Annotated in this window: 25 protein-coding genes, 3 pseudogenes and 2 other annotated features; of the genes and pseudogenes, 21 read left to right on the top strand and 7 right to left on the bottom strand. The window is 35.1% G+C overall.

All coding sequences use genetic code 11. The features are described from left to right. A partial coding sequence (locus tag WQ54_RS23940) for an IS1182 family transposase (RefSeq protein ID WP_046587987.1) occupies positions 1-1,311 on the bottom strand: 1,311 nt, incomplete at its 3' end. A 162-nt stretch (positions 1,312-1,473) separates the two neighbouring features. Here WQ54_RS23940 and WQ54_RS23935 point away from each other — a divergent pair. The 10 genes from WQ54_RS23935 to WQ54_RS23890 all read left to right on the top strand — a co-directional run bounded on the left by WQ54_RS23935 (position 1,474) and on the right by WQ54_RS23890 (position 12,122). Then, a complete protein-coding gene (locus WQ54_RS23935; RefSeq protein ID WP_046587985.1) occupies positions 1,474-2,832 on the top strand; it encodes an amino acid permease in 1,359 nt (452 codons plus the stop codon). Positions 2,833-3,474: 642 nt separating this feature from the next. Further along, on the top strand, positions 3,475-3,765 hold the full coding sequence (locus WQ54_RS23930; RefSeq protein ID WP_046587984.1) for an RNA polymerase alpha subunit C-terminal domain-containing protein: 291 nt from the start codon (positions 3,475-3,477) through the stop codon (positions 3,763-3,765). Positions 3,766-3,969: 204 nt separating this feature from the next. After that, positions 3,970-4,320: a VOC family protein gene (locus tag WQ54_RS23925; protein ID WP_046587982.1), complete on the top strand. Its 351-nt coding sequence runs from the start codon at positions 3,970-3,972 to the stop codon at positions 4,318-4,320. Positions 4,321-4,751: 431 nt separating this feature from the next. Next, positions 4,752-4,978 (top strand) — a binding site (T-box leader). A gap of 43 nt (positions 4,979-5,021) precedes the next feature. Then, positions 5,022-5,247 (top strand) — a binding site (T-box leader). Positions 5,248-5,296: 49 nt separating this feature from the next. Then, positions 5,297-7,216: a threonine--tRNA ligase gene (gene thrS / locus WQ54_RS23920; protein WP_046587980.1), complete on the top strand. Its 1,920-nt coding sequence runs from the start codon at positions 5,297-5,299 to the stop codon at positions 7,214-7,216. 328 nt (positions 7,217-7,544) lie between these two features. Next, positions 7,545-8,309: a carbon-nitrogen hydrolase family protein gene (locus tag WQ54_RS23915; RefSeq protein ID WP_046587979.1), complete on the top strand. Its 765-nt coding sequence runs from the start codon at positions 7,545-7,547 to the stop codon at positions 8,307-8,309. A 243-nt stretch (positions 8,310-8,552) separates the two neighbouring features. After that, positions 8,553-9,374 (top strand): hypothetical protein, encoded by an 822-nt coding sequence (locus WQ54_RS23910; RefSeq protein ID WP_231597629.1) that lies wholly within the window; start codon positions 8,553-8,555, stop codon positions 9,372-9,374. A gap of 455 nt (positions 9,375-9,829) precedes the next feature. Beyond that, positions 9,830-10,030, top strand: coding sequence for a hypothetical protein (locus WQ54_RS23905; protein WP_046587975.1), 201 nt, complete (start codon positions 9,830-9,832; stop codon positions 10,028-10,030). A gap of 10 nt (positions 10,031-10,040) precedes the next feature. Continuing rightward, positions 10,041-10,301, top strand: a complete 261-nt coding sequence (locus WQ54_RS23900; protein WP_046587973.1) for a hypothetical protein — start codon at positions 10,041-10,043, stop codon at positions 10,299-10,301. A gap of 538 nt (positions 10,302-10,839) precedes the next feature. Beyond that, positions 10,840-11,712: an alpha/beta fold hydrolase gene (locus WQ54_RS23895; RefSeq protein ID WP_156178116.1), complete on the top strand. Its 873-nt coding sequence runs from the start codon at positions 10,840-10,842 to the stop codon at positions 11,710-11,712. 56 nt (positions 11,713-11,768) lie between these two features. Next, on the top strand, positions 11,769-12,122 hold the full coding sequence (locus tag WQ54_RS23890) for an HIT family protein (protein WP_046587970.1): 354 nt from the start codon (positions 11,769-11,771) through the stop codon (positions 12,120-12,122). 483 nt (positions 12,123-12,605) lie between these two features. Here the strand turns inward: WQ54_RS23890 and WQ54_RS33925 are convergent, their stop codons facing one another. Next, positions 12,606-12,758 (bottom strand): ribbon-helix-helix protein, CopG family, encoded by a 153-nt coding sequence (locus WQ54_RS33925; protein ID WP_156178110.1) that lies wholly within the window; start codon positions 12,756-12,758, stop codon positions 12,606-12,608. A 700-nt stretch (positions 12,759-13,458) separates the two neighbouring features. Here WQ54_RS33925 and WQ54_RS23885 point away from each other — a divergent pair. Continuing rightward, positions 13,459-13,902: an N-acetyltransferase gene (locus tag WQ54_RS23885; RefSeq protein WP_046587968.1), complete on the top strand. Its 444-nt coding sequence runs from the start codon at positions 13,459-13,461 to the stop codon at positions 13,900-13,902. Positions 13,903-14,433: 531 nt separating this feature from the next. Here the strand turns inward: WQ54_RS23885 and WQ54_RS23880 are convergent. Then, positions 14,434-15,312: a hypothetical protein gene (locus tag WQ54_RS23880; protein ID WP_046587966.1), complete on the bottom strand. Its 879-nt coding sequence runs from the start codon at positions 15,310-15,312 to the stop codon at positions 14,434-14,436. Positions 15,313-15,654: 342 nt separating this feature from the next. Here WQ54_RS23880 and WQ54_RS23875 point away from each other — a divergent pair, with 342 nt between their 5' ends. Together WQ54_RS23875 and WQ54_RS23870 are read left to right on the top strand one after the other, a co-directional pair. Further along, complete coding sequence (locus WQ54_RS23875; RefSeq protein ID WP_052737946.1) at positions 15,655-16,266, top strand: hypothetical protein; 612 nt, start codon at positions 15,655-15,657, stop codon at positions 16,264-16,266. Positions 16,267-16,286: 20 nt separating this feature from the next. Continuing rightward, a complete protein-coding gene (locus WQ54_RS23870) occupies positions 16,287-16,619 on the top strand; it encodes a hypothetical protein (protein WP_046587964.1) in 333 nt (110 codons plus the stop codon). Between the two features lie 263 nt (positions 16,620-16,882). Here the strand turns inward: WQ54_RS23870 and WQ54_RS23865 are convergent, their stop codons facing one another. Both WQ54_RS23865 and WQ54_RS34405 read right to left on the bottom strand, forming a co-directional pair. Beyond that, entirely contained in the window at positions 16,883-17,269 is a 387-nt protein-coding gene (locus WQ54_RS23865; protein ID WP_231597635.1) for a FixH family protein, read from the bottom strand. Between the two features lie 22 nt (positions 17,270-17,291). Continuing rightward, positions 17,292-17,798, bottom strand: a complete 507-nt coding sequence (locus WQ54_RS34405) for a PepSY domain-containing protein (RefSeq protein ID WP_197089660.1) — start codon at positions 17,796-17,798, stop codon at positions 17,292-17,294. Between WQ54_RS34405 and WQ54_RS34400 the strand changes: the two genes are divergently transcribed. Both WQ54_RS34400 and WQ54_RS34395 read left to right on the top strand, forming a co-directional pair. Continuing rightward, positions 17,788-18,015, top strand: coding sequence for a hypothetical protein (locus tag WQ54_RS34400; RefSeq protein WP_197089666.1), 228 nt, complete (start codon positions 17,788-17,790; stop codon positions 18,013-18,015). The two genes, WQ54_RS34405 and WQ54_RS34400, sit on opposite strands and share 11 nt — an antisense overlap. Continuing rightward, a pseudogene (locus WQ54_RS34395) lies at positions 17,973-18,077 on the top strand (hypothetical protein); the annotation flags it as partial. The gene WQ54_RS34400 and the pseudogene WQ54_RS34395, both read left to right, overlap by 43 nt. Here WQ54_RS34395 and WQ54_RS34915 read toward each other — a convergent pair. Both WQ54_RS34915 and WQ54_RS23855 read right to left on the bottom strand, forming a co-directional pair. After that, positions 18,057-18,671 (bottom strand): annotated as a pseudogene (locus tag WQ54_RS34915) (PepSY-associated TM helix domain-containing protein). The pseudogenes WQ54_RS34395 and WQ54_RS34915 overlap by 21 nt on opposite strands. Before the next feature lie 23 nt (positions 18,672-18,694). Continuing rightward, positions 18,695-19,261, bottom strand: a pseudogene (locus WQ54_RS23855) (DeoR family transcriptional regulator). A 368-nt stretch (positions 19,262-19,629) separates the two neighbouring features. Between WQ54_RS23855 and WQ54_RS23850 the strand changes: the two are divergent. The 6 genes from WQ54_RS23850 to WQ54_RS23825 all read left to right on the top strand — a co-directional run bounded on the left by WQ54_RS23850 (position 19,630) and on the right by WQ54_RS23825 (position 25,390). Then, complete coding sequence (locus WQ54_RS23850) at positions 19,630-20,199, top strand: alpha/beta hydrolase (protein ID WP_046587963.1); 570 nt, start codon at positions 19,630-19,632, stop codon at positions 20,197-20,199. 72 nt (positions 20,200-20,271) lie between these two features. Beyond that, positions 20,272-20,913 (top strand): uridine kinase, encoded by a 642-nt coding sequence (locus WQ54_RS23845; RefSeq protein WP_052737945.1) that lies wholly within the window; start codon positions 20,272-20,274, stop codon positions 20,911-20,913. Between the two features lie 35 nt (positions 20,914-20,948). Continuing rightward, the gene (locus WQ54_RS23840; RefSeq protein WP_046587961.1) at positions 20,949-21,929 is read left to right on the top strand and encodes an aldo/keto reductase; all 981 of its coding nucleotides are present in this window, start codon (positions 20,949-20,951) and stop codon (positions 21,927-21,929) included. A gap of 203 nt (positions 21,930-22,132) precedes the next feature. Then, a complete protein-coding gene (locus tag WQ54_RS23835) occupies positions 22,133-23,095 on the top strand; it encodes an aldolase catalytic domain-containing protein (RefSeq protein WP_046587960.1) in 963 nt (320 codons plus the stop codon). A gap of 255 nt (positions 23,096-23,350) precedes the next feature. Next, entirely contained in the window at positions 23,351-24,157 is an 807-nt protein-coding gene (locus tag WQ54_RS23830) for a hypothetical protein (protein WP_046587958.1), read from the top strand. Positions 24,158-24,505: 348 nt separating this feature from the next. Further along, entirely contained in the window at positions 24,506-25,390 is an 885-nt protein-coding gene (locus WQ54_RS23825; protein ID WP_231597628.1) for a putative RNA methyltransferase, read from the top strand. Positions 25,391-25,408 lie beyond the last annotated feature (18 nt).

Here is a 25,408-nt window from a genome sequence, read left to right as displayed (position 1 = left end):
GAGATTCATGGCAGCAAAAGTTAGCATCGCCTGCATGGCCACTTTTTTAATTCCTCTTAAAGTGGTCCATCGCATGCCATGCTTTTCTTTAGCATCTGCAAAGACACGTTCTATTGTCTCTTTTCGCTTAGCGTATATGTTTTTATTCATTTCTGTATGCCGTAAATGATTAACCTCATCAATTTTATCTTCCCAAATATGTCGGTGAATCATTTTCCTCTTATCCTTACTGTGTGTACATGAATCAAGGAGTGGGCAATCCTTACAAATGGCTGGATTTGATGCGTATTGTCTGTAACCATCTCTGGTCGTTGTGCGGTAAGGAAGTATTTGATCCTTCGGACAAATATAGCAATCATAATATTCATCGTAGACATATTCATATTTTTTCATGAATTCATCTTTAGTGTGGGGTCTTGTGTAAGGCATAACAGGTCTAATTTCTTTGTCCATTAAATATTTCGCAACGGGTGGAGTTTTATATCCTGCGTCTCCAGCAAGAGCATTAGGCTTGCCTACTTTTTCAATCAATTCATCTACAAGAGGATTTATTACCTGACTATCGTGTACATTTCCACCTGTCACTTGATTGGCAAGTATAAATCCCTTATTGTCACAAACTGTGTGAAAGGAGTAGGCAAATTGTTTCTCTCGTTCATTTTTAACATAATAGCCACTTTCAGGATCAGTTGTGCTTACTTTAATTTCTTTCGTCTCCGCCTTTGTTTGAGGGGGTAAAGGATTTTTTCCATGTGCAATTCGATCTTCGTTTATCTCTTCTTCTAGTTGAGTTTGATAGCTTTTTGTTTCTGCTTTGACAGCTTCTTTTATAAACTTCCTCTTGTTTGCATTTGCTTTAACATGTGTAGAGTCTATAAAAACAACAGAAGGATCAACAAACCCTTTTTCTATTGCTTCATTAAGAACATGGTAAAAAATCTTCTCAAAAAGATCAGTGTCTTTAAATCGTCTCTCATAATTTTTACCGAAGGTGGAAAAGTGGGGAATCTTTTTATTGAAGTCAAAACCTAAAAACCAGCGATACGCAACGCTCGTATCAATCTCATCTATTGTTTTTCTCATTGATTTAATTCCGAATACATATTGAATAAAGACCATCTTTATTAACACAACAGGGTCGATACTTGGACGACCATTATCCAAACAATACAAATCTTCAACTAGGTCATAAATAAAACTAAAATCAATAGCGGCTTCAAGCTTTCGAACAAGATGATTAGCAGGAACTACTTCATCAAGTGCAATCATCGATATTTGATAACGACCTTCCATTGATTGTTTCGATAACATATATTTGCACCCCTCAAACCAACTTTACTTCTTTATTCGACAAAAAAAGCTTGTAGACCTGCCTGAATATCAGACTTTGTCTACAAGCTGAGCCCATCGTCTCTTTTAAGAGATGATGGGCTTTTTTTGTATACTAACAACAAAGATTAGGAGACTAAAAGTATGAGTAACAAACAAGAAAGTTTAAAACGAACGATGACATCACGCCATATTATGATGATGGCGCTGGGAGGAGCTATAGGTGCGGGCTTATTTAAAGGAAGCAGCACGGCCATCGATATGGCGGGCCCTGCTGTCATTCTTGCGTATATGGTTGGAGGAATCATCTTGCTTTTTATTATGCAGGGCCTGGCTGAAATGGCAGTAAGAAACAAACAGGCAAGAACATTTCGTGATTTAATTGAGCCAGTTTTAGGTAAGTATGCTGCACACTTTCTTGACTGGATTTATTGGAAAATGTGGGTATTAAATATTGCCGCCGAATCAGTGGTTGCCGCTATTTTTCTGCAATACTGGCTTCCAGATATTCCAGTTTGGATACTGGCTTTAATGGTATCTGCCATTGTTACCCTTGTAAACTTATTTTCAGTTAAGCTATTTGCAGAAACAGAGTATTGGCTTACCCTGTTAAAAATCAGTGTCATTGTATTATTTATTATAACCGGTTTAACCATTTTATTAATACCGTTTCAGGACCATACCGCAACAGGATTTACCCACCTTACACAGCATGGAGGATTTTTCCCTAATGGGATGCATGGATTGATTATGGCTATGCTGGTGGTCATTTATTCATACGGCGGCACTGAAATGATAGGTGTTACGTTGGCAGAGGTAAAAGATCCGGAAAAGATTATACCAAAAGCTGTGAGAGGTACATTGATACGGATTATTTCTTTTTATATTCTACCTTTTTTCATTATTGTGAGCTTGATCCCCTGGAATCAAGTGAATGGCGTGCCAGAGAGCCCGTTTGTGACGGTGTTTAATATGATTAGAATTCCATATGCAGATCACATAATGAATGCTATTATCTTGTTAGCCATTATTTCATCTATGAATTCTGGGCTATATGCATCGTCACGTGTTCTTTATACACAAGCGGCGGATGGACGTATGCCAAAACTGTTTGCAAAAGTGTCGAAAAGGCAAGTCCCTGTTTATGCGATATTGGCATGTACATCATCACTGTATGCAGGAGTGCTAATTTCTGTATTTGCCGGGAGCAATACGTTTAATTACTTAATGGGTTCACTTGGATATACGGTTTTATGTATTTGGATTATTATAGCGATAGCGCATTTGAAATCTCGTAAAAATCAGCTGCAGAAAGGCAACTATAAAGTCCGCTTTTATCCTTACACGACTTGGTTCGCATTATTGGCCCTGATTGCTATATTAATTGGTGTAATAGCTACTACATCTATCATTGTAACGACGATTACAATTGTCATTTATTTATTCATTACAATAGCTTACTTTAGAGTCAATTCACGTATTGAAAGAAGACAAGCAGCATAATTTGAAAAGAGACACCACCTAAAGAAGTGGTGTCTTTTCTTTACTTTATCTGCAAGTTTACCGTTTTTTAAACTAATTTAGACTACTTTATGATAAAATCGAGAGCCTAACAGAAGCAGTTGCCATTAAAAACTTTATTCCTTTTTTATTCTAAACAGGGTGATTATATGGTTAATGAAGGAATTGACTAAGGATGTGATCTTTTCAACGATAAAGTGCCTGTTCCTAAGAATTAAAAAAGCGTCGATATAAAATGGGGCATTTAGTTGAATTAGAGAAAGGAATCTTCATAAGAAAATCGAAGATGTTTTATAGAGTAAACTTGTAAGAGAAAAAATAGTTTGATGGAAGTTAAAAAGCCATTTGGGAAGGAGGCGCATGAACATGAAAATTCGAGGATTTCAAGGGTGCGATATCCCTTAGTTTTTTTCACATATTTATGAAACCTACTATTCCATAAATGCACATGATTATTCACTAGTGCAGATTGATATTCATATGTCCTCTTGTTGAATTCTTTATTACGCATCCTATCTTTATTAGCAGGAGATTTTGACGAAGAAGAAAAGTTACTTTGATGAGAATAGAAGCATTTTAAGAATAAGAAGTACATAAAATACCAATATTATGAGGTGTATTTAGATGACTAATCAAAAGAATTTAAGGATATGTAACAAAGGACACAAATATTATAAAAGTACTGACTGTCCAAGCTGCCCGACATGTGAGCAAGAACGTAAGTCAGATAGTGGATTTCTTTCAAAACTTTCTTCACCAGCTAGAAACGCATTGATACATGAAGGAATTACCACATTGGAAAAACTGTCAGATTACAGCGAAAAAGAAATTTTAAAATTTCATGGGATAGGACCTGCTTCTATACCCACTCTTAAAGCTTCATTAGAAGAAAAGGGACTATCATTTAAATCATAAACAAAACTTAACAATCCTCAACAGTCGGGCTCAATTCTGCTGCAAGAATTGTGCTTTTTCTATATTGAGCAAAAGGTCTTGATAAAAAGCAGGGCACTTTTCTTATTTGTGCTAACAGTGCAGTGATGCTTCAGAAGAAGGGAATATCAAAACTAAAAACGAATTAAATCTTATATACTCGAAATTTATTTTTGGATGTAGTTTATGAACCCTATATTAAATAAAATCGGAACCATTTTTATTCCTGTAATGAATGTTGAAGAAGCACGAGACTGGTATTGTGACATATTAGGGTTAAAAGCAGATGGTGAGATACTATCTGGTCATTTATATATTGTACAAATGAATGGTACAGGAATTGTATTAGATAGCAAGATTTATTCAGAGGATACTATTTTCAAAACGCCACTTTTTCATTTTAACACGAACAATATCGAACAAGCATATGAGTATTTGAGAAGTAAGAATGTTGAATTAACAACAGAAATTGAGCATCACCATTGGTTTAATTTCAAAGACCCCTATGGAAACCTTCTGATGGTGTGCAAGTGTTAACCTAATTTTACAACAAGTACTTGGGTTAAATTCCAAGGGTTACAACAGAAACTATTTTCAATTCGAACGTAAAAAGTTATCGTATAAATATAAAAAATAGGTATTGCTATTTATGGAAATTTATTGTAATATGAAAAATAATTTAAATGAATGTTTGTATGTATAAAAGTGCTGATAAGGACACGAGTTACTTTTACGGTTTCCAGAGAGGGAAGAAAAGCTGAAATCTTCCTAACGCAGAAAAGTACCTTACCACCTTTGAGCTGTATTGGGGAACCCGAAGTATCCAATACCGTCTATGCTACGTTACAGCACCAGAGCCATAGGTTATTTTTTTAGCTTATGGGAAATTGGGTGGAACCACGAGTATTACGCACTCGTCCCTTGCCATAGGGATGAGTGCGTTTTTTATTTTCAAACCACAACTATATATAATTGCGATGAAGAGGACATGAATTATTTTTACGGTTTTCAGAGAGGGAAGGATTTGCTGTGATCTTCCTAGCTTAGTGAAATAATTTACCACCTCTGAGCTATATCAGTGAACATAAGTATCTGATATCGTCCATGCTGCGTTACAGCACCAAAGCCATAGGTTATCATTTATAGCTTATGGGAAATTGGGTGGAACCACGGGTATAACGCACTCGTCCCTTGCCATAGGGATGAGTGCGTTTTTTATTTTTAAACCACAACTATATATGTTTGCAATGAAGGGGACATGAATTATTTTTACGGTTTTCAGAGAGGGAAGGATTTGCTGTGACCTTCCTAGCTTAGGGAAATAATTTACCGCCTCTGAGCTGTATTGGGGAACCTAAGTATCCAATACCGTCCATGCTGCGTTACAGCACCAAAGCCATAAGTTATCTTTTTAGCTTATGGGAAATTGGGTGGAACCACGGGTATATCGCACTCGTCCCTTACCATAGGGATGAGTGCGTTTTTTATTTATAATTTAAAGGAGTGTATTGTTATGAGTGAAAAAGTAATTAATATTAAATTACCAGATGGAAAAATAAAGGTATTCCCAAAAGGCGTAACAGTGGAAAATGTTGCAAAGTCCATTGGCTCCAGTTTAAGTAAACATGCAGTTGCAGGGAAAGTAGATGAACAGCTGGTAGATATAAGTTACAAGTTAGAAAAGGATGCAAACCTCTCTGTAGTCACTCTTGATTCGGAAGAAGGATTGCATGTTTTAAGACATACATCGGCGCATGTATTGGCGCAGGCCGTAAAAAGACTTTATGGCAATGTAAAATTAGGGATAGGACCAGTTATTGAAGATGGATTTTACTACGATTTGAAACTAGAACACAGTTTGGCTTCCAACGACTTACTTGAAATAGAAAAAGAGATGGAGAACATCATAAAAGAGGATTTAAAAATCAAACGATTGGAAATTTCTTTTGAGGAAGCTGAGGAATTGTTTAAAGAAAAAGGTGAACCATTTAAGTTAGAACTAGTAAAGGGCATACCAAAAGGTGAAAAAATGACACTTTATCAACAAGGAGAATTTGTTGACCTTTGCCGCGGACCGCATCTTCCATCCACTGGCTTCATAAAAGCATTCAAATTAACTCGTGTATCAGGTGCTTATTGGCGAGGTGATAGTCAAAATGAAGTTCTGCAACGAGTGTATGGAGTAGCATTTAAAAAGAAAAAGAATTTAACTGAATATTTACAAGTCATAGAAGAAGCAGCAAAGCGTGATCACCGAAAGTTGGGAAAACAATTGGAGTTATTTATGTTTTCTGAGGAAGCTCCAGGAATGCCATTTTATTTGCCAAAAGGACAAATCGTTAGAAATGAATTAGAGCATTTTTCCCGTGAACTTCAAAACAGCGCTGGTTATGATGAGGTTCGCACTCCATTTATGATGAATCAGCAATTATGGGAGAAATCGGGACATTGGGACCATTACCATGAAAATATGTACTTCACTGAAGTCGAGAATAAACATTTCGCTTTAAAACCAATGAATTGCCCAGGGCATATGCTGATTTTTAAAAATAACCTTTACTCTTATCGAGATTTACCCATTCGAATGGCGGAATTTGGTCAGGTTCACCGGCATGAATACAGCGGCGCTTTAAATGGAATGCTTCGGGTTCGTACTTTTTGTCAGGATGATGCCCATATCTTTGTTCGAGAGGATCAAATTGAAAGTGAAATAAAACAAGTCTTTTATTTAATTGACCAAGTTTATCGTACTTTTGGTTTTGACTATTCGGTGGAGCTTTCAACTCGGCCAGAGGATTCATTAGGTGATGACAGCCTTTGGGAAATTTCTGAAGGAGCATTAAAAAATGTACTTGAAAATTTAAGCATTGACTATCAATTAAACGAAGGGGATGGAGCATTTTATGGGCCGAAAATAGATTTTCATATTAAAGATGCCTTAAAACGAAGTCATCAATGTGCAACAATCCAACTTGACTTTCAAATGCCAGAAAAATTTGAATTAACGTATATCAATGAAGATAACGAGAAGGTTCGACCTGTTGTTATTCATCGTGCTATTTTTGGATCGATTGATCGTTTCTTTGGGATTTTAATCGAACATTTCGCTGGAGCTTTTCCTGTTTGGCTTGCACCTGTTCAAGTACAAATGATCCCCATCTCACACGTTCACTTGGACTATTGTTTACAGGTACAGGCCGAACTGAAACAATTAGGAATAAGGGTGAAAATTGACAATAGCAGCGAAAAATTAGGATATAAAATAAGAGAAGCACAGTTGCAAAAAATCCCATATATGCTGGTGCTGGGGGACAATGAAGTGAAAGAACAGGCAGTTAATATAAGAAAATACGGAGAACAACATTCGAAAAGTGTACCAATTGAACATTTCAAAAAGAAAATAGTACAGCAAATAAGAGAACGAAGTATTTAATAAAACGGCAGATCGGAATTGGGTTAAGATTAAGTTATCTTTATACCACAAAGGGCGCGATTCTTTGAACAAGGATAAGCGCTCTATTTTTATCCAAAGATAACAATATTGAAGAGGAGTAAAACAAAAAGGATTCTTTTTATAGGGGCTTGATTTAGAGAATTAAGTTTAAGAGGGAAAACTAAGCTGTTGGATTAATGCTCAATTGGTTAAAAAAAGAATTTTGGTCTTTATTATAAAAGTTAGATAATAAAACCTCTTCATAGAATGCATAGTGATATGATGATAATTATGGGTGAACATTTATAGACCAAAAGGGGGAGTTTTGTTGAGGGGAATAAGAGTCGCTTTATTGCATTTATTACCTATTGCTGGGGATATCCAATATAATCAACATTTAATTGAAAGATCTGTGAAAATCGCGGCAGCAAAAAATGCGGATTGGATTATAACACCTGAATTAGCTGTTAGCGGGTTGCAATTTTCTCGAAAAATTGGAACTGGCTGGATTAAAAGACAACCCGATGAATGGCTGAACCATTTTCGTGATATGGTTAAATCTATAAATACAAATGTATTTCTTGGTTGTCCTGAAAAATCTGAAGATGATGAGCTATATAATTCAGTATTTGTGATGAATAGAGACGGAGAATTAATAGGGAAACAAAGGAAGATCGCCACTATTTCAGATGGTTGGTGCCATTCAGGCTCTACCATAAAAACGATAGAATTGGAAGGCATTAGAGTCGGAATAATGATTTGTGCGGATGCTTATACGGACAAGATTGCCCATTCCTTATTAGAAAAAGGTGCTCAAATAATTGTTGCTCCATCTTCTTGGGGGCCAGGTTTACATGGGCCAAATGGCGAGTGGGAACAGAGATCAATCGATACTGGATTACCTATATTTGTCTGTAATCGAACAGGAGAAGACGAAACAGTTTCTTTTTGGGAAGCAGAAAGTCTAATCATTAAAAATGGGAAACGACTTCTATCGCATAAGTCTGTACAATCTGCCATTCTAACTTTTGATTGGGATGCAGAAAAGATGGATTTAATTTCTTCTCATTTTCAAGTTGAATATATATCATGACTTTTTAAGAAACTGGCGTTTTACTTGTATAGATATACTTACAAAAAGCCAATTAATAATGTCACTTATTAAGCAGGATAGTTAAAAATCGTATAGAAAGAATTAAAGAGATCGGAGGTTATTAAAATAAAACTATCAAAAGTTATATTTAAAAAGTCAGATTCCTGGTTAAAACGCAATGCACGGCCTTTAGAGGCAGCAAGATGGGAATATTTATTTGAAGGCACTTCTCGGGAAAAGGTAATGAACTTTTTATCTGCATTTCAAAACGAAGATGGTGGATTCGGGCATGGTATAGAACCAGATTTTTGGTCGCCGCACTCATCGCCGATGGCTACATGGGCAGCAGGGCAAATATTAATGGAAATCGGAGCTGATCAAAATGAAAAAGTAGTAAAATCAATGATTTCCTACTTGGTAAATACTTATCAAAGGGAAACGGGTATGTGGTTCTCTGTATTACCTGAAAACAATCAATATCCGCACGCTCCATGGTGGCATTGGAAAGAGGGAGTGCAGGAGAATTGGATGTTTAACCCAAGTGCAGAGTTAGCTGGTTTTCTTGTTCATTGGTCACCTGAACAAAGTGTACCTGCTCAGATAGGTTGGTCAGCTATCGAAAAGGCAATCAATCATTTATTCCATGTCGATGAAATGGATAAACATGAAATCAATAATTATCAACGGTTACTCAACATTTTGAACTTGCAAGAGAGCACGTTTACTAATAAATTTAACTATATGTTGAGTGACGTTTCAGATAAAATTATATCACTCGCCGAGAAATGTGTTGAAAGGGATGTTTCCGAATGGTCATCGGGCTATAAACCACTCCCGCTTGACTTTATTGATCGTCCTGACCATCCTCTTTGTGAAAAATTGGGAGAGTTAGTTGAGGATAACTTGTCTTTTTATCTAGAAAAATTATCGGATGAAGGAATTTGGGACATTTCATGGGAATGGGGAAGTTATCCAGAAGAATTTGCGATCGCTAGAAGGTACTGGAATGGGATACTTACGATAGATCGTTATAAACTACTTAGATCGTTTAATCTTTTGCAATAGTAAAAAGATCCTTTTCCAGTGAAAGGACGCGTTCATACAGGAACGCGTCTCTTTTTTATGAAATTAGCCATATTATTAACTACATTTTGATATTTATAGAAACAAATTGTGAAATACTGAACTTAAAATAAACGATAATAAACGCAGGAATTCCATTTAGTAGAAGATTAATAAAGTAAGGTAAAAATAGGGGGAAATATATGTCTTATCATCCAAAAAAGATTAGTATGGAAGAAGCTTATTCATAAGGAATTAATGTAAATTTTGAGCAGATGAATAATGGAGAAAAACGATTTAGGATAGTTAGTTCTGATGGAAATTCCTACTGTCGTACGGTTGGTTCAGGACAAAGTGCTTGGCAGAATAGCCATTATCACAAATTTCTTTCCGAGTTCTATGTTGTTCAATCAGCATGGATTGTTTATGCCGAAATTTGCTAAAATGGTGAATTGAATATGCGTTTTCTCCGTGAGGGTGAAAGTTTCATAGTAGAACCATTTGTTCATCACAATATTTTTATGTCTTCTAATTCAGTAACGAATACCATTAAATATGGTGGCGGATGTACTGAAATTGACTGGTATCCTTCAAAAATATTAGATGAATTCACAAAAAATCTTTCAGAGAATGATTTGCTTGAGCTGAGTATGAGCTAAGGAGAATAGATTGGATTACATAAATCATTTAAGATCAATGATAGGTCATGAGAAAATGTTAATGTTGGTTGCAGGTGCTATCTGTGACCAAGTATCATTGGTCAAAATCACTTTAATTTCTAGAGAATATAATGGTAAATTAGTTGAAAGCAATGAAGAGTCTATGCAGAATACATTCTTTTCTCTTGAGGAGTTACCCGAAAATATATTTACTGAACATAAAATATTTGTCGAGACATTTAATAACCTAAAGATAGCTGCTAATTATTAGGGGATTCTATGAAATGTAATAAATTTAATAAGGAAAATTCATTATTATGGAAATTTTATTCGGCGCTTTACTATTTGCTGGTATTTTCGCTGTTTTTGACGCATTAAGGAAAATTAATAACAACCTCATCGACCAGACGGAAGAAATTAAAAAATTACGAGAAGAATTTAAAAATAAATAGAATACTATATCAAGTGTTTCCATTCAAGAGTACAATTCTGCTGGAAGAATTGTGCTCTTTTATTATGAAAAATTCCCCCAATAACTTTTTTTGATTTATATAGTGTCTCCTTTGGAAATGACTGCAGAAAAAATTTAAGCTTCAATTAAACGCTCCTTAAGTAAGATTTAAAAACAAAGATATAAAATGTTAAATGTTATAGAAATAAGAGAACAGTATATCTGCAAGTAATACTTATTATAGAAAGAAGTGAAAAGAGTGAGAACGAGGAGAAAATTTAGATTCTGGAGTTTAATGAGAAATATGTTATTGATTGTATCAGCGATATTTTTTATTTGGATTATGTTTAATCAAATTATGATTGCATATGAACATAATAAATATCCCCCGATAGGTCAACTAGTGGAAGTGGACGGAAAGAAAATGCATGTATATACAAAAGGGGAAGGTGAAAACACGATTGTCTTATTAAGCGGTGCAGGTACAGCAGCGCCTGCATTGGATTATGAACCTTTAATGAATGTGATGGCAAAGAATAATAGAATAGTAGTCGTAGAGTTATTTGGATACGGCTGGAGTGATATTACAAATAAAGAACGAACAGTTGAAAACATAGTAGAAGAAATTAGAGGCGCATTAAAAAAAGCAAATATAGAAGGTCCATATATCTTAATGCCCCACTCTGTTTCTGGGATCTACAGCATGTATTATGCTAACAAATACCCTGATGAAATTAAAGCAATCATAGGTATTGACTGCACTTTGCCTCAAGCAGTGAATTATTTTAACGAAACTGCTCCAACCATGCCCAGCTATTTTAGTGCTTTAGTGCCGACTGGAATAGCAAGGCTGGCAGTTTATTTGAATCCAGAGGATTACCTTCCTAATGCGGAAAAAGGAACATTTTCCGAGGATCATTTAAAGATGACTAAGAGCATTTCTGCTTGGAATCTAGGGAATAAAAATATTGTTGCTGAAGTTAATGAAATGAATCAAAACATTGCAAAAACGATGGATATGTCATTTCCTTCAGAAATTCCTGTATTGATCTTTACTGTTAAAGATGACAAAGTGACGAAAGATGGAAAAACAATGGTATCCTTTTATCAAACACAAATTAGCCATTTACCTACTAATAAGCTTGTTGTTTTAGAAGGAAACCACTATCTTCATTGGTCTCGATACAAGGAGATAAGCGAAATCGTTAATGAATTTATAGATACAATTTAACGATAAGAATAAATGAAGTGTTTAAAAAACTAAATGTTAGGTGGGGAAGTTAAAAAATGAACAAAGGTGAAGATTTTTATTGTGATGAGGTTCTTAGTGGAAATACACCCGTAGAAAAAGTTATAGAAACCGAGAAAGTACTTGCTTTTTATCATACCCGTCCATTCTATGATGTTCATATCGTTGTGATACCAAAAAAGCATATACCCTCTTTCATTGAAATACACCATGAAGAAGATATTATGAATGAACTACTTACTGTTATTCAAAAAGCGGCCAAACACATAAATGACAAATATGGGGCTTGTACAGTATCTACTAATATAGGTGCCTATCAAAGTAATAAACACATGCATTGGCATGTTCATTATGGTAACCGGATTAGAGAATTGGATGGAACTTGGTGTTAATCCAATTTGTTATTTCCCTTATTCTTTAACTTAGTAAGCTAAATTAAAGTGTAAGTAATACCCGATCATAGACCAGTATAATGATAAGGATTACAAAAAGGTCCATTAGTGAAACCACCTTTAATTTATTCTTAAAGGTGGTAATAGGCAAATTCGATGTGAATTTCCAATTGTGACTGACAAATAATACAGCTGCAGTTATCAATAATTTGATTGTTCCTTAATAGGCACCTTTCCAAAGAATTGCGACCTTTTTTATGTATAAACTATATTTATTCAGAGTATTACTTCTACTAAAAATAATATAATTGTTCATCCTTAAAATTAAATGAAATACACGTTGCTGAAAACGCTTTAATTATACTGAATTCTTTACTAAGTAAGTAGTTAATTATTACTGTATATCAAATAGAATATGAATAAATAGTTTATTTCTTTAAAAGAACAGAAAAAGGCATGTTAGTTCCGTGCGAACAATGTACATTAATTTGAATTATTCAATCCTTTCTTAACCAATTCTAAAATCGCTGCATTTCTAGAAGGCAATTTTCGCGATTCTTTATATTCATCAATTTTTTTTACTAGTTCAATTGGCAGCCGTACAAATAAGGCGTGTTTTTTTTGCTTTTCGTGCATGCATAGCCCTCCATTATATAGAGTAAAATTTAATTTTCATAATACTCAAAACATAGAGAGATATCCATACATAAAATTTTACATCGATGGTAAATACTGTTTGCATCTTAAGCATGTGTTACGTTTATTGTAGTGAGAAGGGATAGTTTATTAACCTCTAAAAAGATGAAAAATATAAATACAACCTATATTCTTAATAGTAGTATAAGGGTACTAAATTCAAAATGAGAGGGAAGTCCTTTGTATGCTAAAAACCTTAATCAATAGTTTTGCAATAAGGAATTAAACGGATAAAGATGCAGATCAAATAGCTAAATTTAATAATTTGTTGATGTTTTCATATCGATACAACAGAGATTATGTACCTAACAATATATTCTGTGCGGTTGACTCCGAAGATAATATATACGGAGTTGGTCACTTAGAGCCTGATCAAACATGGTTGTTAATCGAAAAAGAAAATAATCCTTCTAATTTCGTATATAAACTAAATTTAGTTATTCATTTAAATCCCAATTTCATATACCTTCCAGAATTAAAAGATGAATTGTTTTCGATATAATTAATAGAGGCAAATGAATTAAAAAGCAAATATCCAAATAAAAATGTTCGAGTTAGTCATACTATATTATCTTATAACTTAGAAGAAATTGATTATTTTCTTTCTAAAGGGTTTGTTTCCCAGCGAAATCATTTCATAATGAAACGTGACTTAACAGAGGATATACCGAATGTTCCTCTTCTGAATAATCTCAACATCGTTAATTGGAAAATGGAGACTCAAGCCGAAGGTTTATGTTGGAGTCTAAATCGCCTAAAATGGACCAAAGGTGGAACCGAGTGGGATACGTTTACCGTATTTGATGGTGATATAATAGTTGGAAGTGTCATGACATGGGGATTAGGTGAAGATAGAAGCGCTACCGAAAATATATTTGTGTTACCAGAGTGGAGACGAAAAGGTATTGCTAAGACCATGATTACAGAGGCTTTAAAGTATTTGAAAAACAAGGGAAAAACAGAAGCTACTCTTGTGGTATTCAGTGATAATGGAAAAGCCATTTCTTTATATAAGTCATTGCGGTATAAAATGCTGTCTATTAATATCGAATTTGGACTTGATTTATTACCTATCGACAATTAATTCACCAATTATAATAAGCGTTTGGTAATACTTGTTTATTTCAATAATCAGTACAAAAGGATCTTCTAACGAAGATTCTACAGGCTGTCGACAAAGTCGGCAGCCATTTTCTTTATCTTGATAATGCTCAATATATAGAATGTTTTTTCGAATAGACATCAATATATGTATAAATCAAGAAACAAAAACCCCTTTTTCTTCAGCGTTTTTTCGGGAAAAGGGGTTTGTCTACACTCTGAAGGATCTTCTAACGAAGATTCTTTTTGGTTCTTTTCTATGAGAGTGTTGATTCTAAATAGTTTTTTTGGACACTGTCTGGATTGATTGGAGCTGGTTGCGAGAATCCTGAAGGAGGAGTGTCGAAAACGAGTTTCTCACGATTCAATCAACCACTCCGTTCTAATTGATGAATTGCAACAAAGTTTGCGAAAACAACCATTATTTTTGAGATTCCATCAACTGAGCATCCAAGAAAGTAGAGTAATTATTTAATGGAATCAATTCATTACTCATCAAACATTTAAGAACAACTTATTGTGTCGACATTGAATTATGCAAAAGTCTGTACATAAGCATGAGTAAAAATAACTCACAGATTTGAAATACTGTTAATAAGCACAGCACCCAATTGCTTGAAATTTCGAGTATTCCAACTTGATGTAATAATACATTTATACAAGCTAAGCCAATAATTAATAAGGCGTGCCAAAACCAATATGCCCTTAAAACAACCACTATACTAAAAAAAATCGAGTCGATGAAAAAGTATAAAGTAACAAAGGTTATATGATCTCTTGACGGGTCATTAAACCAATTGACATGGAACAAAAACAAATGAAAAAGTGCGACTAAGTAAAACATAAAGGTACCTTGTATGGCTATGTTGGCGAAATAAAGTACGGTTATACGAAGTGTGAATCGATTTACATGATAGCGAATCATACACCATAAATATTTTCCCAAATAGAAATGTATGAACAGACTAACACCTGTATAGAATGTTCTCCACCAAAAATGGCGGTACACACCTAGATACAAAAACAGCTCTTCAATTCCTAAAAAACCAATGATAATTAAAAATATCCACCAAAATTCTAAGTTAAATACGGCAATCAAAACGGTTACGGACGGGACAATGAATCCGTTTGATATATTAGCTCCGAGGACATTATCGAAATAGTCGTCTTTGAATACACCGGTGAAGTACTCATAACTTTTGAATAATACGAGAATCACGTACTCGAATAAATAGATAAATCCAGCCATGCACAAATAAAAGGGAATGAGCTTTTTGCTGGCAGCTTTCCTCCATGAGAGAATGAAAATGATAATGCTAATAAGAATAAGGACAAGGTAAGGAATATAGTTTGGTATAATCTCACATCCTTCGATTGCCAGATCAGTTTTCATTTATCACTAATTTTAAACAAAGTAATGGTCTTTTATAAATTCAAAGGAGAACTTTCCCAATTATTATTACCATATTTCACTGAGTATAAAGTTAAAAATAGAATTAGTAGATCTTTTTTTCATGAAGGATTTGAAAGAGAAGAAGAAGGATATAAAACACCTTCTAATTAAGAAACGACTAAATTTTTTGAGAATGCTTGCAATCTATTACCAGATTCTCATAAAGATCTATACTTAAATCAGTACTTTAGTGACAAAACACTTAAAATAAAACTAAAACTATAGTATAATTTTACCAAAACATGAATAATTTACAAAAGTTTTATGAGAGGGGGGAGTGGTATGGTTATTGGTATTATTTTTGGAGCCCTACTAATAACTGGTTTAACAGTTGGAATCATAACAACAATTGTAAAAACTCAGCCATCTTTAGTAAAGGAGAATATCCCGGAACATCTAGGTGTATTGAATCATGTCCCAATGCAGCCTTTACTTTCTCAATTAAATGTGGCATTAGACGATGAGTATATTCAACAAGTTAAGCTGCGATTCCTTAAGGAGAATCCCCAAAGAAGCGAGGATGAGTTTGAGTGGCTTTTATTTGAATTAAAGCGGTATTTCTTAGTCGCCAACATTCTAAAGAAAGCCCCTATGTTTAGTGAAGATATAGATGAAATCTCGCATGAGATGATCCTTTTTACGAAATATTATCAATCATTTTCAGAGGGGTTTTTAGGGGAAATGCTTCATCATATTCCAAACACCGATTCCAAGCCAGCACCACAGGATCGTGCCTTTTTTGACTGGATTTTCTCACAGTTATTTCAAATTACAGAGTTTAGCTGGAAGACCTGGGGGAGTTTTTTCAATCACCCATTGTCTGGTGAGACTTTAAAAGAGTTTAAGGAAAGCAGTATTGAAGAATTCGTCAAAGCGAAGCTAATAAAGGACTGACTGAATATTTAGTTAATCAAATGAAGCAGCAGATAATTGAAACGGAAAATATCTATCAGGTTGATAAAAAAGGATCATTTACAAAGCAAAAGACATATGGTGATATGACATCCTTGTCTCTTGTTATGGTTTTCTTCTCGTTTTATTATTTTGATGACTATTGGGAATACGCGAAAGTATATGCCTTTACTCAAGCTGCAAAATATACAAGCGGTTGCTCCAACGCCGTTTTCTGCGGTTCAGCTTCCTCAGATCGATCCGGCGATGGCCACGGTGATGGTTCGGGAGATGGCGGAGGTGATAGTGGAGGCGGTTCCTCGTGCTCAAGCTGCGGTGGGGGTTGTTCGTCTTAGTTAAAGCAATTTGGTTCAAAAAATAACTTGTTTAACACAAAAGCCGAAGAGGCAGTAAAGAATAATCTTTATATATTTAATTCTTGGAACATGCGGAGGAATAGACACACTCGAAATGGATGAGCTATCTAAAATAACTCAAAGATTAGAAAATCCGGTCTTCTATTGAAAACCGGATTTTTAATCAATTAATGATGATGTTCATGGTTTGCACTTTGTTTTTGCGTACCTTTTTGTAAGTATTCTAATTCACTTTTAGAAAGTTATCCTACAATAAACTGATTTTGCGGCATAATAATCGAACCATTCTTACCTGCATGTCCTTTTACAAAATACAAACCGTCACTGTCGAAATCTTTGCTAATACTAAAAGTACCATTTCCTAAATCCTTAGCTGCTTCCATCGAATAATAAACTGAACCATCTTGTTTCCATATCTCAAAATGAACAAAGTCCGGGTCTTTTACTCTTTCTCCGCCTTGTGTAAGAATAACCTTTATTATTTCCTCCTGATGGTCAGAGTAAGAAGGAGGCAGGATGAATTCGTACTCAAGAGGTGTTTCTTGCTTGTAAAGCAAAGCTGCATCTTCATTAAGAGAGCATGCGCCTAGCATGAAACTGATCATAAAGAATAAAGTCATACATATCATCTTTTTCACTGCAAAAGCCACCTCATGCATTTAATAAATTTTTAATGAAAGTTATTCTTTTAATGAAGAGCCAGTCAATTAACCAGACAACAATAAGTGATAAACCGACCAATGGGAACAAGATCCCTAAACTGATTAGAAGGATTAGAAAGTATTTCATTTTCTTTATACCAGGAGCTTTTGGGGCTCCGATTCCTTTCTTCGGCTTTCGTTTCCACCATAAATAAAAGCCACTTACTGCTACAAAAATAATCCCTAAACAAATAAGTAGACTAATCAATTGATTAATAAGACCAAATTGGGTCCCTTTGTGCAAGGTGATTCCCCACGCAACTATTTTTCCAATAAAACCATAATGATCATACCGATAATCAGCTAGGATGGCACCTGAATATTGATCAATATGAATAGTAGCTTCATCTTGAGCTTTTGGGGGAAAAGCTGATAATGTATAGACTCCATCTTTTTCAGCTGGAAAAATAACCGTATAACTTGGATGGATATCTTCCAGTCCCGCAATGGCAACCACATCATCGATTGAAAGTGGAATAAAACCTTGTATTTCTGACTTAGGTACATCTAAATTTTCTGCTGCCCAAGGGACATCCGCAATATCTTTTGTTTTAATTGTGGAAGTTGGAGCACTGCCGATCCATATAGAAGGAGGATATCCTGCACCTGTATTAGTAACAAACGATTGGAAGTTCTTAGACGAGACTTACACGCTGTACCAGCCTTTTGGATAACTGCAGGAATGTTGTTTCTAATCATGACAGGTTTGCCTTGGTCAGGGTTTTGGGGTAATAATATTTTTGCTTTTATTAACTCTTGGAAACAGAACACCAGAGAAGCTTTTCTTCTTCCTTGGAAACCATAAAAAAAGGCCTGTAACAATTAATACGATTGCCCAGCAAGCAACTAATTCTACTATTCTATCTCCTAGAGTACCGGCCATTAGTTCACCATGAAATCTTTCTATTTTATCCATTATTCTGTCTTCATTTTTTAATTCTCCAAGAGATTGACCTGTATAGGGATCTATAAAGATTGTATGAGACTCATTTTTAACAGTTATGTTTACCTCACTCGAACGTGCTGCATTTTCCCCAGGACGATATTTTGTGACAATTGCATCAGGATATAATTACTTCACTTCCTCAATCTGTTGGGAAGCAGGAATTTTTTCTTCTTGGGGATTAACCTCGTAGTATTCCTGATAAAGAATTTGTTCAATCTGTGGCTTAAATAAATAGATAGAGCCGGTAACTGCTAGGATAATCAGAAACGGAGCGAAGATTAGACCAGCATAAAAATGCCATCTCCATACAGTTTGGTAAAGAGTATTTCGATTCGTTAATTTTTTTAAGCCATGTGATGTATTTTCTAATTTTACAGGTTCCAATTCTTTACACCTCTTACCATTTCTTAGTCGCAGCAGTTTTTGCTCTGCATTTCTAATGTAATAGCTTGAATAGCTTCATTGAAGCCATATATTTCTCCGCCAAATCCCAGCTGAAATTGCTTAGCATGTTTCATTGATTCAAAAACAATTACTTGAGGTTGACAACAATTTAAATCAAGATCTGCATTTAAAATAAAGGTGGCTATTTTCGCACTTATCGTTGTATCTTTCAAAAAATCATGGCATATAATCTGTGAAACCTCATTCTCTATATCCTGATAGCGCAGCAGACCACAATGAGGGCAACAAGCTTGCTCCACATGTTGATTCGTTTTAATTAATTGAACAGAAAGTCTTGTATTCAAACTCTTAAAACAATAAGAACAATGATTAGAAGATATGTATCTTTGAGAGATAAGAGTAATTCCATTAGATGTTTTTAACACCTTCTGCTACTCAATTAAAGGTTTTAAATCTCGGTAAACCGTCATTTCAGACACATGTAATCTTTTACTAATCTCCGAAACCCGCAATGTCTCTTCTTGTTCTACCCATGTTAAAATTTGTTGTTGACGTTCGACTGGTAACAATTTTTATCCCGCCATTCTTTATAAATTCTCAAAACCTCTATTCACATATATCAATTAACATTAAGACTATTTTACTTAATGAATAACGACAAGTAACTTTATGATAAATTATGTGAAAAAATGATGAACTGTAACATAATGGACAAACATTTTTTTTTAAGTGCTAAATTAGTTTAGAAATTTTTCTACTAGAATCATTAAAAATATAGGTGAAAAATAGATGATTGAATTTGTGGTAAATGAAGGAAGTAATCGCGTTTTATAGAATAAATATATGAACCATTATATTAGCAGGAAAAAACTTTAAACGAGACTAATAAAAATATCAAATAGAGGAGAGCGGGAAGTTGATTTACAGGAGGAAGCACTTGAAAAGGCATGTATTGTTCATTCATAGTGCAGGACCACAAGGACTTCACCAAGGGAGCAGTAGCCTGTTTGCATATTTACAAAGTGCACTCGGTCCTGACCACGATTTAAGAAAGCCGGAATTGCCTAATCCGGAAAACCCGGAGTACGAGCTGTGGAAAATAAAGCTTGAACAAGAACTACAGATGTTAAAGGGAGATGTGATCCTTATCGGCCACTCTCTAGGCGGTTCAGTTTTATTAAAGTATCTTTCCGAGGAAGGTTGCAACCTGGAGATATCTGGTTTTTTTAGTATTGCAGCACCCTATTGGGGAATCAATGAGGATTGGCAGAGAGATGATTTTATTCTATCAGAAAATTTCTCAACAAAACTGCCCCTGATTCCGAAGATGTATCTCTACCACAGCCGTCATGAGAATATCGTTCCCTTTGCCCACCTTGAACACTATATACAAAAACTTCCAGAATCAAATATCCGAGTTATCGAGGGAGATTCACACCTTTTTCAAAATGGATTACCTGAATTTGTTAAGGACATCAAAAACTTTACTAGTACAAGTTCTGGCTAGTCATCTTTTTAGTCATCAAATATCTCGGATTGACCTTAATAGTAATAAACCATACAAACTGGAGAGTATTTTATGAAATTATTAGTATCAGACCTATATAAAAAATGTTTGGATCACATAACAGCCAATAAAACGTTCTTATTAGGTATAGATGGTTGTGGCGGAGCTGGGAAAAGTACGTTAGCTCAGTCTTTTAAAGACGTTGGAGGCAATGAAGTTACGATTATTCACATGGATGATTTTTATAAGCCTACGAGCTTAAGGAGTCAAGTAAGTGATGATGAAATAGGTGGAAATTGGGATTGTGAACGTGTAAAAAAGCAAATCCTTGAACCGCTTAGAAATAATCAGAGTACAAATTATCAGAGATATGATTGGAATCTAGATGATATGGCGGAGTGGTATGATGTACCTGCAGGCGGATTAGTTGTCATTGAAGGATGTTACTCTTTAGTAAATTCTTTAAACAAGTATTATGATTTTAAAATATGGGTTGAAAGTCCAAAAGAGTTACGACTTAATCGAGGTATTGAGCGTGATGGTGAAGAAAGACGTCACTTATGGGAGGATTTATGGATGCCTGCAGAAGAGAGATACATTCGAGAACAAAACCCATTAAAAACAGCTGATTTAATCGTTGATGGAACAGGTAAAGTAAGTGATATTAAAAAATTAGAACTTACCGTATTATCTTCATTGGTCGATAACGAGTAAAAAATACTATTTAATCATTGAAGGAAGGGACAGAAATGGAGTATGTAAGACTAGGAAATACAGGTATGCAAGTATCACGCCTTTGTCTTGGCTGCATGAGTTTTGGGGTGCAGGAACGAGGGAACCATCAGTGGGTTCTTGATGAGGAGAATAGCAGGCCAATTATCAAAAGGGCTCTTGAATTGGGGATTACTTTCTTTGATACAGCAAATGTTTATTCTGATGGGACGAGTGAAGAAATAGTTGGCCGAGCATTAAAGGATTTTACAAAAAGAGAAGAGGTTGTGATTGCAACGAAGGTTCATGGTCGCATGCACGAAGGACCTAATGGTGCCGGACTTTCACGAAAAGCAATCATGAACGAAATTGACCAAAGTCTTAAGCGGCTTGGAACAGATTATGTGGACCTTTACCAGATCCATCGCTGGGACTACCAAACACCTATTGAGGAAACAATGGAAGCTCTTCATGATGTAGTGAAAGCAGGAAAAGCAAGATACATAGGGGCTTCTTCGATGTATGCGTGGCAGTTTTTAAAAGCCCTGAATGTTGCAGAGAAAAATAACTGGACACGCTTTGTATCGATGCAGAACTATCTGAATCTATTGTACCGCGAAGAGGAAAGAGAAATGCTACCGCTATGTAAGGAAGAAAAAATCGGTGTGATCCCGTGGAGCCCGCTGGCAAGAGGCAGACTCACACGTGATTTGGCGGTCGCAACGAACCGTTCAGAAACAGATGAATTTGGAAAATACCTCTATAGTAAAACAGAAGAGGCAGATCGATTGGTCATCGAACGTGTCGCTGCTTTGGCAGAAAAACGCGGCGTTCCCCGTGCACAAATTGCACTCGCCTGGGTGCTGCAAAAAGAGTCTGTCACAGCTCCGATCATAGGAGGGACAAAGATCTCACACTTAGATGATGCAGTTGCAGCACTTTCAGTAACCTTGTCCGAGGCGGAAATCTCATTCTTGGAAGAACCATATGTCCCGCATCCTGTTCTTGGATTTCAATAAACGGAAAGTTTCTTGAACTATCCAAGAACGGGAATTGAAACCTTATTTAGAATAGAATGTTAAACTTTAGAGAGTATATATAGTAAGTTTTTAAGTGCTATTTTCGCACAATTCCTAATTATTTTACAAAACTGTTGACACGTACTAACCTTTATGTCAAATTTATAAGATATATGTAGATACCTCAGGAGGAAGTAATAACTATGGAAAATCGCACCAATATAATTGACTGTACGATTCGCGATGGCGGGTTGGTGAACAATTGGGATTTTAGTGTGAAATTTGTTCAAGATTTATATAATGGTTTAAGTGAAGCTGGCGTTGAATATATGGAGATTGGCTATAAGAATTCTGCAAGGCTTCTAAATGCAAAGGAATCAAATCCATGGAGATTTTTAGATGATCAGTTCCTGAAGGAAGAGGTTATCACGGAGAAAAAATTCACTAAGCTCTCAGCTCTGGTAGATATTGGTCGTGTCGACCCTAATGATATCCTGCCGCGTGAGCAAAGTGTATTAGATATGATCCGTGTTGCTTGCTATATCCGTGAAGTGGACAAAGGCTTGGAGCTTGTTCAAATGTTCCATGATTTAGGTTATGAAACATCCCTAAACATTATGGCCTTATCAAGTGTACCTGAACACCAGCTTATCGAAGCCTTTGAAATGGTAAAGAAAAGTCCTGTCGATGTTGTTTATATCGTTGACTCGTTTGGAAGCTTAGCCCCTGCAGATATTGAGCATCAGGTGAAAAAGTTTAAAGAGATGCTACCGAATAAACAGCTTGGCATTCATACGCATAACAACATGCAGCTTGCTTTCGCAAACACGTTAAGTGCAATGCGAAATGGTGTGACATACCTTGATTCATCTGTTTATGGTATGGGCCGTGCGGCTGGAAACTGTCACACAGAGCTTCTTGTTACTTATATTCAAAAACCAAGCTATGAAATGAAGCCTGTCCTCGGTGTTATTGAGAACCACATGCTCGAAATGCGCGAAAAATGGGAGTGGGGCTATATTATTCCTTACATGATCTCTGGTGCATTGAATGAGCATCCTCGTGTGGCGATGGCTTACCGTGACAGCGAGAATCGTGATAAATTTGTCGATTTCTACGACAGAGTAACATCACCTGAAGCTTCACTAGCACCTGCTTCCAAATAATGTTTCTCTGACTTTAACTAAAAGGTTGGTACATCACGAAGAAAATGTGGTGTACCTTTTTTATTTTAGAGTATTGCTTTTAACAAATTTGGTTGGTTTGGTTCAACAACCTTTCTGGTCATCGTTGTTTTGTCTATAAAAGGGTTGGTTTAATTGTATTTCATTATCAATAATAGGATAGTAATAGAATATTTAATAACTAATTAGTAAAGTTGTCATTCTGTTCAAATAAGTCAAAATACAAGGTGAAATAGCATGTTATCTAAAGAAGTCATCCATTCATTTAATCTAAAAGGCAAAATTGAACAACTGTCAGGCGGGCAAAATACATCGCTAAAAGTGGATCATGCTGTTTTAAAACCGGTGGAAGATGTGCACCATTATGAATGGCTGTTATCGGTTTTAAACAATATAATTCCTAAAAGTTACAGGCTTTCAAAGCCATTTAGAAGCCAAGAAGGTACATTTGTCAATGAGGGGTGGATTTGCACCAGGTTTGAACAAGGCAAGGAAGTAAATGGCCGGATTGAAGAAAAACTTAAGGTAGCAAAGTTATTTCATCAAGACTTATCAACTGTCGATTATAGTGACTTTCCACATGTTGAGAATCCATGGACCAAGGCCCATCGAATAGCCTGGCAAAAAGATGAATTACCAATGGACATACATCCTAAAACAGAAGATATCATTATGGAACTGCTTAAAAAAGTACAATTAAAAAACCAATATAATGTACAAATTGTTCATGCTGATTTATCTGGAAACATACTTTTCGACGAGGTGTTACCACCGTTAATTATTGACTTCTCACCAACCATAGCACCTATTGAATATGCTGAAGCTATTTTAGTATGTGATTGTATTGCCTGGCAAAAAAGTAAAATTTCTGAATTAGAACTCCTTCCCAACAACAATACCTACAGAGAAATGATGATAAGGGCTGTTTTATTTCGTTTAGCGGTTGAAGCTATTTTTTCTAAAAATGAACTCAATCGATTTATGGAACAATATCTTGTATTTAAGCCTATTATCGACTACATAGATAATGGTCATTATTGGTAACTAAAAGATGTACAATAAAGCCGTGAAACCTTAAAAGCATCAATTGACATAAACCAAATGAAAAAACAATTGTTAAGTTTTCTCGCTGTCTTTCTCTTGGCTAATCAACTGCAGGTTTGTAAATTAATATTTGCAAATAGTATAAAGTCTTGTTACCATATAAATGGGATTTATCCCTATTGATGTAAACAAGGAGTTATCACTATGATTATTCAATTCATTCGTTATAGATAAAAATAGGTATAGACGACTTTCAAATCCAACTCATATTTTTTTAAAAAATATGAGTTGGGTTTATTTGTCTATGCCTTTTTCATTTATATAAAACGAATGAATGAGGTGACTTCTTTGTTACAGGAGAATAAAAGAATAAAGAGTGCAAATTACGTAAGGAATTTTGAGAAAATATTTGCATGTCCTATTTGCCATGCGTCTATGAAGGTTTCAGAGCAGAAAAGTTTAATCTGTTTAAATCATCATACATTTGACTTTGCTAAACAAGGATATATTAATTTGACGACCAGTTCGGGAAAAACAAAGTACGGAAAGGATCTTTTTGAAGCAAGAAGAAAACTTATAACTGAATGTGCTTTTTTTGAACCTTTGCACCATGCTATTACAAATGCTTTAGAAAAGTATATAGTTAAAACAAAAGAATCAATATCAATACTAGATACAGGATGTGGTGAAGGTTCGCACCTTTCTGCTATTTGCGATTTTGTTTGTGCTAACTTGGTTGAAAGAGTAATAGGAGTAGGAATCGATATTTCTAAAGAAGGGATCATGATAGCAGCTAAGAGCTACACAGATAAGATTTGGGCTGTTGCGAATCTTGCAAACACGCCATTTATGAATCAACAGTTCGATGTTATTCTAAATATTTTATCTCCTTCAAATTATGCTGAATTTAATAGATTATTAAAACCTAATGGGTTAGTCATCAAAGTTGTGCCTCAAAGCGGCTACTTAAAAGAATTGAGACATCTTTTCTATAAAACTGACAAACAAAATTATTCTAATGCAGCAATCGTTGAAAGGTTTAAAGAGAGATACCAATTTGTAGATCACGTAAGATTAACATATACAAGGAGTCTTAATGAATCTTCAATTAAGCTGTTGGTTAACATGACTCCTTTAAGTTGGGCAACAACAGAGGAACAGGTTACATCTTTTGTAAAAGCGAATTCTATGAAAATAACGGTTGATTTGGATGTATTAATCGGTAAACATTAATTAAACTTGCAAGGCAGT

It is taken from the genome of Bacillus sp. SA1-12, from assembly GCF_000981385.1.
Taxonomy (GTDB): domain Bacteria; phylum Bacillota; class Bacilli; order Bacillales; family Bacillaceae; genus Metabacillus.
Note: the sequence above shows the minus strand (reverse complement) of the source record. Positions and strands in the feature narration are given on the sequence as shown.

Excerpts from the sequence above, each read along its gene's own strand:
- WQ54_RS23835 (WP_046587960.1), top strand. The coding sequence starts at position 22,133 with ATGGAAAATCGCACCAATATAATTGACTGTACGATTCGCGATGGCGGG.
- WQ54_RS34400 (WP_197089666.1), top strand. The coding sequence starts at position 17,788 with ATGGCAACCACATCATCGATTGAAAGTGGAATAAAACCTTGTATTTCT.
- WQ54_RS23875 (WP_052737946.1), top strand. The coding sequence starts at position 15,655 with ATGGTTATTGGTATTATTTTTGGAGCCCTACTAATAACTGGTTTAACA.
- WQ54_RS23935 (WP_046587985.1), top strand. The coding sequence starts at position 1,474 with ATGAGTAACAAACAAGAAAGTTTAAAACGAACGATGACATCACGCCAT.
- WQ54_RS23870 (WP_046587964.1), top strand. The coding sequence starts at position 16,287 with ATGAAGCAGCAGATAATTGAAACGGAAAATATCTATCAGGTTGATAAA.
- WQ54_RS33925 (WP_156178110.1), bottom strand. The coding sequence starts at position 12,758 with ATGCACGAAAAGCAAAAAAAACACGCCTTATTTGTACGGCTGCCAATT.
- WQ54_RS23840 (WP_046587961.1), top strand. The coding sequence starts at position 20,949 with ATGGAGTATGTAAGACTAGGAAATACAGGTATGCAAGTATCACGCCTT.
- WQ54_RS23830 (WP_046587958.1), top strand. The coding sequence starts at position 23,351 with ATGTTATCTAAAGAAGTCATCCATTCATTTAATCTAAAAGGCAAAATT.
- WQ54_RS23905 (WP_046587975.1), top strand. The coding sequence starts at position 9,830 with ATGCGTTTTCTCCGTGAGGGTGAAAGTTTCATAGTAGAACCATTTGTT.
- WQ54_RS23895 (WP_156178116.1), top strand. The coding sequence starts at position 10,840 with ATGATTGCATATGAACATAATAAATATCCCCCGATAGGTCAACTAGTG.
- WQ54_RS23930 (WP_046587984.1), top strand. The coding sequence starts at position 3,475 with ATGACTAATCAAAAGAATTTAAGGATATGTAACAAAGGACACAAATAT.
- WQ54_RS23885 (WP_046587968.1), top strand. The coding sequence starts at position 13,459 with ATGAAACGTGACTTAACAGAGGATATACCGAATGTTCCTCTTCTGAAT.
- thrS (WP_046587980.1), top strand. The coding sequence starts at position 5,297 with ATGAGTGAAAAAGTAATTAATATTAAATTACCAGATGGAAAAATAAAG.
- WQ54_RS23880 (WP_046587966.1), bottom strand. The coding sequence starts at position 15,312 with ATGAAAACTGATCTGGCAATCGAAGGATGTGAGATTATACCAAACTAT.
- WQ54_RS23865 (WP_231597635.1), bottom strand. The coding sequence starts at position 17,269 with ATGATATGTATGACTTTATTCTTTATGATCAGTTTCATGCTAGGCGCA.
- WQ54_RS23890 (WP_046587970.1), top strand. The coding sequence starts at position 11,769 with ATGAACAAAGGTGAAGATTTTTATTGTGATGAGGTTCTTAGTGGAAAT.
- WQ54_RS23845 (WP_052737945.1), top strand. The coding sequence starts at position 20,272 with ATGAAATTATTAGTATCAGACCTATATAAAAAATGTTTGGATCACATA.
- WQ54_RS23925 (WP_046587982.1), top strand. The coding sequence starts at position 3,970 with ATGAACCCTATATTAAATAAAATCGGAACCATTTTTATTCCTGTAATG.
- WQ54_RS23910 (WP_231597629.1), top strand. The coding sequence starts at position 8,553 with ATGAACTTTTTATCTGCATTTCAAAACGAAGATGGTGGATTCGGGCAT.